Origin of the sequence: Microcoleus sp. CAWBG27, assembly GCF_020883145.1 — a bacterium.
GTDB lineage: Bacteria > Cyanobacteriota > Cyanobacteriia > Cyanobacteriales > Microcoleaceae > Microcoleus.
The window spans coordinates 14,327-28,688 of record NZ_JAHREU010000015.1 but is presented as its reverse complement, the minus strand read 5'-3'; the positions used below and the strand labels follow the sequence as shown (position 1 = coordinate 28,688).

Here is a 14,362-nt window from a genome sequence, read left to right as displayed (position 1 = left end):
GAGTAGGAATACTCAGATTCAGTAATGGGCGCGATCGCTGCAACGAACCTCAAAGCTACTACCTGCGAACGTCAGACGGCGCTGGATAAAGTTTTGTAACAAAAAACCAATATTTTGCATAAAACTTGCGGACTGAGCCTGATAGATAAATAGAGCCTTAGAAGTAACGCTACTGTTGCGGTTCGTCGGGGTTCAGGGTGCATTAGGGCGATCGGCCGATCGGCTTTTAGAACAATTTGTTTATTTAGTCTAAGCAAACACAGGGCAAGTCTCTGTACTTGTTCCGATTCAACACGGGGAAATGGGTAATAACGTGTCTAATTTTTTCACGCCTGAATCTAATAACGAAAGTGCGATCGCTCCTTGGAATGCCAGCCTAGAACCGACTAAGGGAATTATCCCGCAGCTAGATCCTAACCGCGTGCTAACGGGGGGTGTCGGCCAGGAAGTTAATATGCCGAATTTTACGCCAGAAGCCTATGACAATATCATCTTGCCTGACAATTTGCTAACCCGGATGGCTAGTGCAGTGAGTACCGAGTCCAACAGCAGTTTACCGGATAGCTCTGTCGATTTGCTCACAGGCCAAGCGATGTCAGAGGTGTATCAGGATTTGAGTAAGTTTGCGGGCGCGCCAGATTTCGCAGCTAAGCTGAATGTGGCTTTTGGGGAAAACTGGAATCCTGCGGCTGCGAAAGCGTTAGCAGAAGAATGGTTTCAGGGAGATTTTAGCGATATTCCGCAAGTGAAAGTTGTCTCGTCTGCTGAGATTGGTGGGGCGAATGGAGCTTTTGCTGCGGCGACGGATACGATTTATTTATCGAAGGAATTTTTGACTCGGAATGCGGCGAATCCGGGGGCTGTTGCGGATGTGTTGCTGGAAGAAATCGGACACTCTGTTGATGGGCGGTTGAATGTTACGGATTCACCGGGAGATGAGGGGGCGATTTTTGCCGCAGTTGTTCAGGGGAAAACTTTTGATGCGAAGGATTTGGCAAGTTTAAAAGGTGAGGATGATAGTGGAACGATTAACTTAAATGGTAAAGAAATTCAGGTAGAAAAAGCATCCCTTCCAGACCCAGGATTGAGAACAGTTGCTCATATACAGGATCTTGGTGACAGAACCTTTTCAGAAGGTGCTGTTGCCGGTACTACAGGTCAGTCAAGGCGTTTAGAGGGCTTTCAGATAAATCTTGATTCTCCAATTCCAGGCTTAAGCATGGAGTACATGGCTCATGTTCAAGATATTGGTGATACATCTTGGGTGAGAGAAGGACAGTATGTTGGTACAAAAGGTCAATCTAAACGGATCGAGGGATTTGCCATTCGCCTCACTGGTTCGCAAGCATCTAAATATGATGTATTTTATCAGGCTCATGTAGAGGGAATAGGTAACACTCCTAGAGTCGGAAATGGTCAATTTTCCGGTACTCGTGGCCAGTCTCGACGAGTCGAGGCTATTTCAGTTTGGGTACAACCTAAACCTCAGCCTAGCAATCCCGATATTGACATTCAACTTTCTTATCCCAGAGGAGGATTTACTCAATCAGAAATAAACCAGATGGAAAAAGCCGCCCAAAATTGGGAGAGGATAATCACTAAAGATAAAGACTCTAGTGGAGTTCTAAAAATTTCAGTTGTAAAGAGTCCAACTGCTAGTTCACGATGGTTCGCAGACTCATTTATGGACTCTGCTCGTAATTATCGAACTAACTTTTCTGGGTCAGATGTTGACATAAACGGAGTTGATTATCACAATAATATTCGGCTTAACCCCAGTCGATTTTCCGAGATTCTCAATAATAATTCGCTAGTTCGACTAGCAATGCATGAAATTGGTCATACTCTAGGTCTTGACCATGAATCTGTGGTCAGCTTAATGAATCACGATTTCTTTAATCCCAAAATGACCGACAGTATCTACAATACTCTGACTGCTCAGGGTTATAGTATCGATCGCAATGTACCTATTAACTGGTCTTGATTCGTTTTTTATAAGCTAGGTTTAGCGATCGCCCTTTTCCTCAAAATAACCAAAAGGGCGATCGCACTCTGCATTTAATTCACAGGAGATGGCTCAGCTAAACCTAATTCTGCCATAAGTTGCTCGTGAGAAATATTGCCACTTCGCTCTTGCTTTGACTCGGATTTCCGCAGCGGTTCGGGAATGTCAGCGAGTGTCAAAACCGGTAACGCCAATGCTTCTTTAAACCACTCAATGTTTTTTGCTAATTCTTCCAAGCTTTTTCCCCAAGGTTCCACGGCATTTTCAGTACATCCCGCGATCGCTCCACCAGCTTCATAAAACACTTCCCGAATGATATAATCGCCGTTATCTTCCAGAAACACTCGATAATTCCATTTAATAGTCATACATCCTCCTGTTGGCCGCGAAATAAAAAAGTATTGCCCTCTTTCTCGCCAATACGCTGAATTTCCACAATCTGTACCTGTTCTTCAACATTATAGAAGACTCGAAACTCCGCAATCCGCAATTCCCATTCCGCCATACTATTAGGTCTAGTGCGCTTGCGGTTGCGAGTCTCAACACTAGGTTCATATCGCAATTGCACGGGAATTTCGCTCAAAATTTGTTGTTGTTCGTGCTTCTTAAAGTATTTTATGTCTTGTATTGCTTGCGGAGTGTATTCAATCTGGTACATTTAAGTTAATAAATTAACTATCAATCAATAAAAACTTCTTAGTTTTAACTACAACTCTAAACGTGATAAGCAGTAATCGCAACTATTCCATCAGCACTGTAAATAGCTTTGATGCGTCTAAAAGTAGGATGAGTTCACCACACTTTCAGTCGATTTCCTTGAGCCGCAGCCGTACCAATTTTACCGTAGCCTGCTGTCAATAGAAGTAACTCAAATTCTGTAGATGGCAAAGTTTTTGCAGTAATTTGAGGGATGCCGTCAAGTTTATGCTTATCAAGGGTCATAGCTACCTTGGTAAGTGCTGTAAATGCGATATCCCGGTAATACTAAAGCAATGCCAATTGGACCGTGAATAATCCCCGGATAACTTTCTTCGGGTTCGTTACCTCCAATCCGAATTTTTAGCGCACCCAGCCAAATGTAGAGTCCAGGAATTAAAGTATCTAAACTGTAGGCGATCGCCCGCATTTGAATATCGAGGGGATTAATTGGTTTTAAAGACTTTGACTTTTCAGGTTGGGAAATAGACATGACATTGATTCCAATGTGACATAGGGCAAAAATAATCTTGTTGATTACACTTTAACATAATCTAAGTTTCATTTTCACTTGTTAAGTTTATCTTAGTATTGTCTCGCGATCGCCCTCCCCTAATTTACCGCACGTTTGAGAATTTGACCGACAACTCCGTACCTGTCGCCAACCAGTCCATCGAGTTCGTGTTCGATATCTTCCAACCAGCCAAGCTTGCTCGTCCACTTACCATTAGCTAATTGTCTGGCTGCATGAGTTGGAATACCGTTTGAGTCAACATATATCGCTATTTTCTGATATCCAATTTCTAATTCATCGCCTTTACAAATTTCATATCCCAGCGTTTTATAAGCCTGAATATAGGCTTCTAGAGTCTCCTCCTGTGGCACACCGTCAGGCCAATAAAATTGCTCTACTGGTATCGGTTGCCACCAACAATCGTCTTCCCCAGCAGCCCATGCAAAGCAGTTATATTCTTGAGATTTGGGACTGGTAACTTGATAATCCGTGCCAGACAAATTGGGCCACTTAAATTCAATGTCTGGTCTTCTATACATTCTCTTCAATCGCGTAGCCTTGATTTCTCCCCCACTCTATCCAAGCTGATGCCATCTGTTTTACTCTTCCCCTTTGTTCTGGTTTGATGGGATTTTCACCCGTAATTGCACTCAAAGCGGATAACCAGTAAAGGGGATTTTTTTTCAGTTCGGATAGCAACAGCGGTAGGATTTGAGTTCCCATACTAATAATTTCCTGATAGGCAGGATGCTGAGACATTTCGGCAGTTGAAGACAATCCAGCAACATCTTCCTCCCAATCCGAAGCTAGTGCATAAAATTTGTCAACTATCTCAGGGGAGATATCAGCATTTTTGTTGAGAATATTTTGAGCGGTATTTTGTGAAGAAACTTCTTCCTGTGCGAGTAAGTTTTCTATGCCTATTAAAACTAACTCTTCTATCGAGATATTTAAGTTGTTCGCGACTTGTTGTAATTTTAGGAGGCGCTCATCTGAAAGGGCGATCGCGATCGTGTTCATCTGGTTTACAAACTAGCATGATGCCTTAAGTATAGCAAATAAATTACTCACCTTTTATGCGATCTGACAGTTGTTGCTACAGTTTTGAAAAAAGGTCGATCGCCCTTTTTGTCCGAAAGTGCGATCGCCCTTCAATACATTTTACTTCGTTGCACCGTATCCCGAAGCAACAATCATCGACCCAATACCCGAATCGCTGAAGATCTCTTGCAGCAAAGCGTGTTCCAGGCGACCATCAATAATATGAGCAGCCTTAACACCCTGAGCCAAACTCCGCACGCAACAATTAACCTTCGGAATCATCCCCCCAGAAACAATCCCAGACTCAATTAACTGTCGAGCCTCTTGAATATCTAACTTCACAATCAAACTGTCTGGCTGGTGATAATCCTCCAAAATGCCAGCAGTATCAGTCATCAAAATCAACTTTTCCGCACCCAAGCCAGCCGCAATCTCTCCAGCCACCGTGTCAGCATTAATATTGTAAGATTGACCGTGTTCATCCGCAGCCACGCTCGACACCACCGGAATATATCCGCTGTTGACCAAAGACTCCAAAATCTGGATTTTCACGCCACTGACTTCGCCCACAAACCCAATTCCCTCCCGGCCATCTGGACGAGCTTGAATCAGATTGCCATCAATGCCGCACAATCCTACTGCCTTGCCGCCAGCTTGGTTAATTAACGAAACAATTTCCTTATTCACCTTCCCCACCAAAACCATCTCCACGACTTCCATCGTTGCGGCATCAGTCACCCTTAAACCATCCTTAAATTGCGGCTCAATTCCCAGCTTTTCCAGCCAAATATTAATTTCCGGGCCTCCGCCGTGAACCACAACCGGGCGCATCCCCACGCAGGATAGCAGTACAATATCTCGGATTACCTTTTCCTTGAGACGGCCATCCTTCATTGCCGCGCCGCCGTATTTGACCACAATGGTGCGGCCGGCAAACTGTTGAATGTAAGGCAGTGCTTCTGAAAGCACCTGAACCCGATTGGTTTCTACGTTCCGCGCAAAATCGCTGTGTTTGAGCATATGAGGACAAATGGCTAAAAACTTAAGTCTAAAGTTTAATGTCTCCAGCTATCATCAACAAATGCAAAAAGAATGAAGAAGTCATTAGTCAGTAGTCATTAGTCAGCAGACAGATTAATGTCCATGCACCATGCCCGATCGCCCGTTGGCGCAGCCCTCGAAGAGGATCCCGAATTTAAATAGGTTTTCTTAATAATCTAAGTTTAATCTTTCTATTCTAACTTATACAATTCTTGCTAAAGTAAATAAATGTATCGCTACCCAGATTTACTTAACCTTTTATGTTAACTGCTGTCACACCGGACTCCGAAAACCTTCAGTACAAGCTACCATCAGACGCTGACTCGTCCCCCCGGATGACCGTATTTTGCGATTTAGACGGGCCCATCGTCGATGTGTCCGATCGCTATTACACAACCTACCAAGAGGGATTAGCGGACACTCAAGCAGCCTACGGGGCCCAGGGAATCAACCTCAAACTCCAAATTCTCAGCAAACAGCAGTTTTGGCAAATGAAACAAAACCGAGTCCCGGATACTGAAATAGCCAAAACTTCCGGCTTGTCGGGAGAAGAAATTCACGTTTTTCTCGGATGCGTGAGTCGGATTGTCAATCAGCCAGACTTGTTGCACTTAGATCGGATCCAGCCAGGAGTACAATGGGCGATCGCACTTTTGCATTCTCGCGGCGTGCGGCTGATTTTAGTCACCTTGCGGCCGAGAAATCAAGCCGTTCAACTATTGCAAAATTACGGTTTAGCCAGATTGTTTACCAGCATTCGTGGCACTCAGATGCCGGATGCTGCATATCACAACTATACAGCCTTAAAAACTGAATTGTTGGCTGAAGTTGCAGAAGAATTTGAGTCATCCCTGAGTTCGGCTTGGATGATCGGAGATACCGAAGCAGATATCCTCGCCGGACAAGCATTGGGAATACCTACAATTGCCGTTACCTGCGGCATTCGCAGCCGCTATCAACTGCAAAAGCACCAGCCGAATTTCATTCTTAGCGACTTGATTATTGCCGTTCATCACTTATTAGGTTCAGCACCACAAGTGATAGTAGACTGACAGCCGTTAACAGTTAACTGTTATTAGTTAACTGTTATTGGTTAATTGTTATTAGTTGACCAATAACCAATAACTAATAACCAATAACTAATAACTAATAACTAATAACCAATGACTAATGACTAAGATTTTTCTAATTTCCTGGTCATTTCCCACAAGCGATTGAGGGGAAAATAAATCACCGGAGCCCAAAGACTGCTGAGAATAGCAGAACACAAAGCTACGCGCTGGTGATAACTCCAAATTTCTAGTAAAGCCCGATCGCCCATAGCGAAAAATTGCAGGCCCATCACCGTTTCCGCCACCACCGCCATCCCAAACACAATTAACGCGATCGGAATCGGATCTCTCTCAACAATATCAGCCGGAATCGACCAGCTTTTCTGCAAAACAACAGTTAAGACACCGACAACAACTAGACTTACAGCATGGGTGGGATGAGGAGCAGTCATCGCATCTTGAAGAAACCCCAAAGCAATACCCATGCTAGCAGCTCCCAAAACTGTACGCTTCCGCTTAATACTCCAAGCTACCAACCAAATTAACAGCCAATTCGGACTAATTCCCAACAATTCCATTCCCGGCATCCGGGTGGGCAATATCAATATGCAGAGCATCACAGAAACAAATGTAACGCCGAAGTTGAGAAATTGGCGGAATCGCGAAGACATCCGAGGTAAACGCTTCATTGCTGCTTTGCTCCCCCTGACGGTGCAGAAGATTCACCCTGCGAAGCCTTGAGTTCGGCTTGCTTATCGTGGGGGTAAACTACCCCCCATTCCAGAGAATTCATCGGTGCAGAAAACTCAACAATAGCTTCCGGAGCCGGAGTTTTATTCAGATCCACCGAAACCACTTTTCCCACCGGCAAACCAGCAGGAAATAACTGACTGAAAGAAGAAGTTGAAACCACATCCCCAGGCTTGACATTGGGAACATTATCAAAAAACTCCATCACAGCCTGATTTCCGCCTTTCCCGTGCATAAAACCCATGTTGCGACTGCGGGTAATTCCCACACCCAATTTACTTGTAGGGTCGCTAGCTAACAGCACCAAGCTAGTATTAGGAGTAACGCTGACAACCCGACCTACCAAACCGCCCGGGCCCATCACAGTAAAATCTGTTTTGATGCCATCATTACTGCCGCGCCCCAAAGTTACTTGCTGCCACCAGTGGTCAGCGCTGCGGCCGACAATAGGAGCGACAATCCCTTTAGGTTTCTTAGCAGACACGTAACCTAAAAGCTCTTTTAGCTTCTGATTTTGAGTTTCTAATTCTAATACCTGCGCTTGCAATTCTTGAGTGCGCGCCGAGATGAGCTGCTCTTGTCCAGAGCCGTTGGCGTGAAACGGACGAGTCACCCAATTGTAAACTTCAAATAGTGCAGCACCTTGCGTTTGTCGAACTCCCCAAGCTGCTGTTACAGCTAAACCTAAAAGAGCAATTTGTAGACGCAGATCCCACCACCTGCGGAGTGTGTTTTTTAGCATAATCTCAGTAATCTAAAATTGTTATGTCAGGATTTTAGATTTTAGATGGCAGACCTATTTCTAAATCCAAAATCCCAAGTTTGTTAACTACATATTGCGCGACGACTGCCCGCTGAAAACCCGTTCCAACTGTTTGTTTTCCAATACCCTACCTGTTCCCAAAACTACGCAGCACAGAGGATCTGCTGCCACGTGAGTGACAATTCCTGTTTCGTGACTGATCAGAGTATCTAAACCTTTCATCAGCGCCCCACCACCGGCCAGCATAATTCCTCTGTCAATAATATCTGCTGCTAATTCCGGGGGAGTGCGTTCCAAAGTACGCTTGACGGCTTCCACGATTACTGAAAGCGGTTCCGACATACTTTCGCGAATTTCTGGGCCTTTGATCGTAACAGTTCGCGGCAGACCGGAGAGCAAGTGCAAGCCCCGCACTTCCATGATCGCGTCGTCATCTTCGGTAGTTGGATATGCAGAACCCACCTGAATCTTAATTTCTTCAGCAGTACGTTCGCCGATCACCAAATTGTGAACTTTTTTCATGTATTGGACGATCGCCTCATTGAGTTCATCACCGGCCACCCGGACTGACTCACTGATCACCGTACCTTGCAAACTCAAAACTGCAACTTCCGTCGTACCCCCACCGATATCTATAATCATATTACCCGTCGCCTCAGCCACAGGCAGTCCAGCCCCGATCGCCGCAGCGATAGGTTCGTCAATTAACCGTACTTCTCTAGCACCGGCTTGAGTAGCCGCTTCAATGACAGCCCGCCTCTCGACTCCAGTGACACCGCTGGGGATGCCAATAATGATCCGGGGCGAAACTAAGCTTTTGCCTTCGTGAACCCTGCGGATAAAAGTCTTGAGCATGAGTTCGGCAGTATCGAAGTCGGCGATTACCCCGTCGCGCAGCGGGCGCAGTGCTATGACATTCCCAGGCGTGCGCCCGAGCATTTTTTTAGCATCTTCTCCAACCGCCAGAGGTATTTTTAAGTCTTGATCGATCGCCACTACGGACGGTTCTTGGAGAACAATACCTTTGCCGGATACATAAACGAGAGTGTTAGCAGTACCGAGGTCGATACCCATATCTCTAGATAAGGAAAATCGATTGAGAAGACCCACTGATTTGTACCCCCCCAAAACTAAAATACTAATGTGTGCAATAATGTTGTTACAAAAGTGTAACCGAGGTGGATTCTATTACGTTTTTCATCCTGAGTCTAGTCAGAAATGTACATTGTCGAGCATATGTTGAATGCAGGCTCGCCAATCATCCACAATAAATATGTTCTGGTCAGTGGGTGTAAAATCAGGATGAAGCCCTGATTTGCGCTGTTCCAAGTTAATTTTGGAGGCGATCGCCCTTCAGGGAGAATTTAACTACATCATCCATCGAGCACATTCCCGAAAAAATTTATGAGTCTTAATGTTGTGACTTTGGTCGGCCGCGTCGGTGGCGACCCGGACGTGAAGTATTTTGAGTCTGGTACAGTTAAGTGCAAGTTGACGCTGGCAGTGAGGCGGCGATCGAGCAAGACCGACGAACCAGACTGGTTTACCCTCGAAATCTGGGGCAAAACAGCCCAAATTGCTGCTGACTACGTTCGCAAAGGTGCTCAAATAGGGGTAACAGGCTCTTTGAAGTTCGATCGCTGGCAAGATAGAAGCACAGGAGCAAATCGATCGATGCCTATCATCAGAGTAGACCAGTTAGACTTGCTGGGTTCCAAACGCGACAACGAGTCCGGTATGTCGCAAAACAACAGCGAATTCTAGGGTTTGGGGAATTTGGGAAAGTAATATTTGTCAATTGGGTGAGGGCTGGTGACTTCCGAAAAGTTAGAAATAGTTGAAACTGAGTACCAAGCTGGCCGAGTAGCTTTTGAGAGCGGCCGCTACGGTCAAGCTATCCAAAGTTTAGAAACAGCGACAGGTTTGGTCGATCGCACTTCGCGGTTAGGTGGCGAGGTGCAGATGTGGCTGGTGACAGCCTACGAAGCCTCTGGCGATACAGCAAGGGCGATCGGGCTTTGCCGCAAACTCACCCGCCATCCCCGCCAAGAAACCCGCCAACAAGCCAAGCGCTTGCTGTTCATTCTCGAAGCCCCCAAACTCAGTATCCCTGACGAATGGACGGTAAAAATTCCCGATTTAGCAGCTTTGGATGAAAATAAATCAATCAATTTTCAAGCCAATCCGAACGCTGATATCAAGTACGCGAAACCCAAGCCAGTTGTAGCCGAACCTGTGGACTTGAGTCAAGTAAATACGAAAGATAACAGCTTTATCTGGCTGGCATTAATTGCGATCGTTTTGATTTTAGGCGGATTATTTATTAGTTATTAATCATTCTTTTCACTCGCACAAACTCTATCCATAGGGTATGTAATGCACATTTTATCCTGACCAATAGCGGCTCATATCAAACCCTCTAGCATCATAATTATTCATTTCTCTGGAATCTCCCTCTGCGTTCTCTGCGCTCTCTGTGGTTAAATCATTGCGATGGAATGGAAACGATATCAAACCATTTTTTAGTCCAGGAATGAGAGAAGTTAACCAATGCCTTTTAGCAATTATAAAAGCATCAGCGCCGTCGCCAAGGAATTCCAGATTAATTACCTGAGGGATAACTTCATTGTCGAAACAGAATTTGCAGTAAGCGACATTTTTCGGAATGAATTAGAACTGATTTTCAATGACGGAGTATTTGACAACTCGGAAATCGCCATTTGTGAAAATATCATTTATCCTGTATTGAAAGAAGTTTGGAAAAATTATCGCACTAATTTTCTGCTCTGGAGTCACCAAACCTTAATCTACAATGAGAATCTGTCAGGAATTCCCGATTATATACTAGCGAAGCGCTCCAGCCTTGGCACGGTAGTTTTTGACAAGCCTTATTTCATCTTAGTTGAAGCCAAGAAAGAGAGCGCATTCGATGAAGGATGGGGACAGTGTTTGGCAGAAATGGTCGCCGTGCAGCGACTGAACAATGAACCAGAACAAACTATCTTTGGGATTGTTTCTAATGGGGCAATGTGGCAGTTTGGCAAGCTCAAATTAGAAATGTTTACTCAAAATAAAACTTTCTATACAATTCAAGATTTAGATCGACTTTTTGCAGCCGTTAACTATGTTTTTCAACAGTGCGAATTACAATTATAGAGGAATGAACTTCGGCTTGACGCGCGGGTATCGAGAAACCTGGTTTTTATCGAATACTTCGCTGTAACCGACAGATTTGCGAAAAACCAAATTTCTAAGTTTTGACGCGTTGATGTCCACAAACCGGAATTTTCTGACAATCCTTCGCTGTAGCAGGTAGATTTGCGAAAAACCCGGTTGCTAAGTTTTTGCAAGGAACAACTGCTACTTTCGCAATGCTTGGACAGTTGTTAGCAGCGCAGGGAGATTTTGACCAAGCTTTCAATTATTTACAGCAATCTTTGGAGATTTTACAGCATTTGCGATCGCCCGACGCGCAAACAGTGAGGGAAATTATTGCTGATGTTCAGCAGATAGCTGAAGATCGATCGTAAGTTGGCGCGCGAGATTTAGAAACCGGGTTGCTCGTGAATATCTCGTGAGGCTGCTTAAAATCCAATACGGTTTACTTAATGCTTTTGATTAATTTCATCTGACGATTTTTGGATGATAAAGAGGTGAAGTAGATATTAAGAAGATTTTACCGCAGAGAACACAGAGAACACAGAGAGGGGAGGGATAAAAGGTTTTTTACGACATCCAAAACCCTCGCAATACTCTTCCCTCTGCGCCCTCTGCGCCCTCTGTGGTTCAAAACTCTTCTCTTAATGAAGTGGATTATATTTCAATACGGTTTACTTAATGCTTTTGATGAATTTCATCTGACGATTTTCTGGCAATACAGCCATTTTGGGCAAGTCAGATTTTTCTCAAGTCAACTGTATTGGCTTAAAATCTCGTATAAACCAGGTTTCTGGCCACGCATCACAACCTAAGACACCGGGTTTTTTACAGCTATACTCATTTGATTAATCCTTTTGTATCGGAATCATTCATCTCTCTTTTCTTTCTCTACGATCTCTTTCTCAAGTAAAAACCACCCCAAACATTAGGATCTGAAGGTCAGTCAGACCTGCAATGTTACAATTAAAAAAACGTTAGGCTAAAAGATTGGAGGTTGGCTCGCCCATGATTGAGTTGCAATCAGATTTAGAGTATGTAATAACCGATCGCTTAAAAGTCTCTCTAGATGCGATCGCCCAATTTTGCCAGCGCTGGAACATTGTCGAATTTGCCTTGTTTGGCTCAGTGCTCCGGGATGATTTTCGTTCTGATAGTGATGTGGATGTACTTGTAACCTATGAGCCATCACATCGCCTCACGTTTGCTCATTTATTGAGTATGGAGGAGGAGATCGAGGATTTACTTCACCGTTCTGTGGATTTGGTAGAAAAAAAATTGTTAAAAAATCCCTATCGGCGATCGAACATTTTGAAAACCTATCGAGTGATTTATGCAAACGGGCGATCGAAATAGCGCTTCACTTTGGGATATGGCGCAGGTAAGCTCGGAAGTTATTTGGAATATTGTTACAAGTGTTTTGCCTAGTTTACTGGTAGAAGTAGAGGCATTATTGCCACCGTTACCTGATGATAGTTGATCGATCGCACAAACACAGAATGCGCGATCGTCTTCTACAGTTGACCCTTTAAAGCGAACGATTTAAAGCGAACGGCTACGCTCAGGGCACCGCAGTTGACAGAGGTAGTGCGAGGTTTTACCCAGTTTCTGGTCACGCATAAAACTACCAGGATTTAGAAACCGGGTTTCTCACGAATATCTCGTGAGGATGCGTAAAATCTCGTAGAAACCCGGTTTCTGGCCACACATCACAAAAAAACCCGGTTTCTGGCCACACCCAAAATCGCTAAAATAGAACAAAGACCAAACCAGAAAGGCGATTATTGTGAGCGATTCCACCATAGAACAGATATTGAAATTGGCATCTGGGCGCGCTGATGCTGCTGAAGTATACTACCTATCCAGCCAAGACACGCCGATCGAATTTGAGAACAATCGCCTCAAATCTCTGCAAACCAAAGCCCTCCGAGGCGTAGCACTCCGGCTGATTTACAATGGCAAAATCGGCTTTGCTAGTTCCACTGATTTAACGCGGATAGACGATTTAGTCGATGCAGCCATTCAAACCGCCGAAATCGGCGACCCCGCCGAATTTGAACTAGCCTCCAACTTCCACCTAAAAGGCCCGGAAACCACCTACACTCCGCCCACAACCGCCGAATTAGTTGAAAACGGCAAAAACCTCGTCGAGCAAGTTCACGCCTACAATCCCGATATTATGGTAGATGTGGGCTTCCACGTCCGCAGCGGCCGCGTCAAAATTGCCACGACGCAAGACGTGTATGCCGAAAGAAGCAGCCAAATAGTCAGCGGGACGATCGCCGGAAATTTGGTTAAGGGAGAAGACTTTATGCAAGCATACAGTTACGATGTCGCGCGCGATCGACCCCTCGACACCAACAGCATCCTGCAATCGCTCCTCGAAAAATACCGCCTCGCCGAACATTCAGCCACCATCGCCAGCGGTTCCTACCCAGTATTATTTACCCCCAGAGCCGCCGCCAGCACCCTCGGCGGACTTTTTGATACCATCCTTTCAGGTCAAGCAGTAGTTCAAAAAGCCTCTCCCCTAGCCGACAAAATCGGCGAAACCTTATTTGACGAACGCTTCACCTTTTTTGAAGACCCCACTTTGGGCCCTTCTGCTTGTCCCTTTGACGACGAAGGAACCCCCACCACCCGCAAAGTCTTGATCGACAAAGGAACTGTCACCGGATTTTATTGGGATCGCAGGTGGGCTGCTCGCGCCGGTGTACGATCGACCGGCAACGGTTTTCGTGGCGGATTGTCTCGCCCGGGCCCAGACTTGACCAACTTCTGCATTTCCCCAGGAAACACCAGCACCCAAGACTTGATTGCTAGCATGGACGAAGGTCTTATAATAGAACAGGTTTTAGGTGCCGGTCAGTCAAATCAGTTAGCTGGCGAATTTTCTGTCAACTTAGACCTAGGCTATAAAGTAGAAAAAGGCAAAATTGTTGGTCGCGTCAAGAATACAATGGTGGCAGGCAGCATTTTTGAAGCCTTTAAAAATCTGGCAGATTTAAGTACCGAAGCCGAATGGGTAGGTGGTGGGGCATATTTGCCGAGTATGCTATTTCAACAGTTGGGCGTAGCTTCGAGACAATAAGTTCAGTGCGGTTAATTTCAGGTGACTCCGACACTGCTGCTATCAAAATGTCAACACTCACATCTTGGTTTGTAGTAAGGACTTTAGTCCTCTTATCCTAGTTGAGTCAAGAAGGACTAAAGTCCTCACTGCTGCTATCAAAATGTCAACACTCACATCTTGGTTTGTAGTAAGGACTTTAGTCCTCTTATCCTAGTTGAGTCAAGAAGGACTAAAGTCCTCACTGCTGCTATCAAAATGTCAACACTCACAT

General features: G+C 45.0%; 18 protein-coding genes. 8 read left to right on the top strand and 10 right to left on the bottom strand.

Translation table 11 applies throughout. From position 1 onward, the window contains the following. Nucleotides 1-301 precede the first annotated feature (301 nt). The gene (locus QZ938_RS11250; protein WP_293363218.1) at nt 302-1,984 is read left to right on the top strand and encodes a matrixin family metalloprotease; all 1,683 of its coding nucleotides are present in this window, start codon (nt 302-304) and stop codon (nt 1,982-1,984) included. A gap of 74 nt (nt 1,985-2,058) precedes the next feature. Here the strand turns inward: QZ938_RS11250 and QZ938_RS11245 are convergent, their stop codons facing one another. From QZ938_RS11245 to argB, 7 genes are all read right to left on the bottom strand, one after another. Further along, nucleotides 2,059-2,373: a hypothetical protein gene (locus QZ938_RS11245; protein WP_293351467.1), complete on the bottom strand. Its 315-nt coding sequence runs from the start codon at nt 2,371-2,373 to the stop codon at nt 2,059-2,061. After that, nucleotides 2,370-2,663, bottom strand: coding sequence for a type II toxin-antitoxin system RelE/ParE family toxin (locus QZ938_RS11240; protein ID WP_293183338.1), 294 nt, complete (start codon nt 2,661-2,663; stop codon nt 2,370-2,372). Before QZ938_RS11240 ends, QZ938_RS11245 begins: the two co-directional genes overlap by 4 nt. Nucleotides 2,664-2,797: 134 nt before the next feature. Continuing rightward, nucleotides 2,798-2,947, bottom strand: a complete 150-nt coding sequence (locus tag QZ938_RS11235) for a hypothetical protein (protein ID WP_293351469.1) — start codon at nt 2,945-2,947, stop codon at nt 2,798-2,800. Further along, the gene (locus tag QZ938_RS11230) at nt 2,937-3,194 is read right to left on the bottom strand and encodes a hypothetical protein (protein WP_293351471.1); all 258 of its coding nucleotides are present in this window, start codon (nt 3,192-3,194) and stop codon (nt 2,937-2,939) included. Before QZ938_RS11230 ends, QZ938_RS11235 begins: the two co-directional genes overlap by 11 nt. A gap of 119 nt (nt 3,195-3,313) precedes the next feature. Continuing rightward, nucleotides 3,314-3,754, bottom strand: coding sequence for a hypothetical protein (locus tag QZ938_RS11225; protein WP_293351473.1), 441 nt, complete (start codon nt 3,752-3,754; stop codon nt 3,314-3,316). Further along, nucleotides 3,747-4,235: a hypothetical protein gene (locus QZ938_RS11220; RefSeq protein ID WP_293153924.1), complete on the bottom strand. Its 489-nt coding sequence runs from the start codon at nt 4,233-4,235 to the stop codon at nt 3,747-3,749. The genes QZ938_RS11225 and QZ938_RS11220 overlap by 8 nt, the downstream gene beginning before the upstream one ends. A gap of 141 nt (nt 4,236-4,376) precedes the next feature. Beyond that, nucleotides 4,377-5,276, bottom strand: coding sequence for an acetylglutamate kinase (gene argB, locus QZ938_RS11215; RefSeq protein ID WP_293153927.1), 900 nt, complete (start codon nt 5,274-5,276; stop codon nt 4,377-4,379). A gap of 281 nt (nt 5,277-5,557) precedes the next feature. Between argB and QZ938_RS11210 the strand changes: the two genes are divergently transcribed. Then, a complete protein-coding gene (locus QZ938_RS11210; RefSeq protein ID WP_293153930.1) occupies nt 5,558-6,349 on the top strand; it encodes an HAD family hydrolase in 792 nt (263 codons plus the stop codon). A 122-nt stretch (nt 6,350-6,471) separates the two neighbouring features. Here QZ938_RS11210 and mreD read toward each other — a convergent pair whose 3' ends face one another. The 3 genes from mreD to QZ938_RS11195 form a co-directional block, all read right to left on the bottom strand. Continuing rightward, complete coding sequence (mreD, locus tag QZ938_RS11205; RefSeq protein ID WP_293351475.1) at nt 6,472-7,038, bottom strand: rod shape-determining protein MreD; 567 nt, start codon at nt 7,036-7,038, stop codon at nt 6,472-6,474. Continuing rightward, nucleotides 7,035-7,841 carry a rod shape-determining protein MreC gene (mreC, locus tag QZ938_RS11200; protein ID WP_293153936.1) on the bottom strand — a complete coding sequence of 269 codons (807 nt, stop codon included), beginning with the start codon at nt 7,839-7,841 and terminating at the stop codon, nt 7,035-7,037. The genes mreD and mreC overlap by 4 nt, the downstream gene beginning before the upstream one ends. An 87-nt stretch (nt 7,842-7,928) precedes the next feature. Continuing rightward, nucleotides 7,929-8,936 (bottom strand): rod shape-determining protein, encoded by a 1,008-nt coding sequence (locus QZ938_RS11195; protein WP_293153998.1) that lies wholly within the window; start codon nt 8,934-8,936, stop codon nt 7,929-7,931. Nucleotides 8,937-9,266: 330 nt separating this feature from the next. Between QZ938_RS11195 and QZ938_RS11190 the strand changes: the two genes are divergently transcribed. The 6 genes from QZ938_RS11190 to QZ938_RS11165 all read left to right on the top strand — a co-directional run bounded on the left by QZ938_RS11190 (nt 9,267) and on the right by QZ938_RS11165 (nt 14,109). Beyond that, entirely contained in the window at nt 9,267-9,626 is a 360-nt protein-coding gene (locus QZ938_RS11190; RefSeq protein WP_293153939.1) for a single-stranded DNA-binding protein, read from the top strand. A 48-nt stretch (nt 9,627-9,674) separates the two neighbouring features. Next, the gene (locus QZ938_RS11185) at nt 9,675-10,196 is read left to right on the top strand and encodes a tetratricopeptide repeat protein (protein WP_293351477.1); all 522 of its coding nucleotides are present in this window, start codon (nt 9,675-9,677) and stop codon (nt 10,194-10,196) included. 216 nt (nt 10,197-10,412) lie between these two features. Continuing rightward, nucleotides 10,413-11,018, top strand: coding sequence for a hypothetical protein (locus QZ938_RS11180; RefSeq protein ID WP_293351479.1), 606 nt, complete (start codon nt 10,413-10,415; stop codon nt 11,016-11,018). Nucleotides 11,019-11,233: 215 nt separating this feature from the next. Next, nucleotides 11,234-11,392: a hypothetical protein gene (locus QZ938_RS11175; RefSeq protein ID WP_293351481.1), complete on the top strand. Its 159-nt coding sequence runs from the start codon at nt 11,234-11,236 to the stop codon at nt 11,390-11,392. Nucleotides 11,393-12,026: 634 nt separating this feature from the next. Next, a complete protein-coding gene (locus tag QZ938_RS11170; RefSeq protein WP_293351483.1) occupies nt 12,027-12,374 on the top strand; it encodes a nucleotidyltransferase domain-containing protein in 348 nt (115 codons plus the stop codon). A 430-nt stretch (nt 12,375-12,804) separates the two neighbouring features. Further along, entirely contained in the window at nt 12,805-14,109 is a 1,305-nt protein-coding gene (locus QZ938_RS11165; protein ID WP_293351485.1) for a TldD/PmbA family protein, read from the top strand. Nucleotides 14,110-14,362 lie beyond the last annotated feature (253 nt).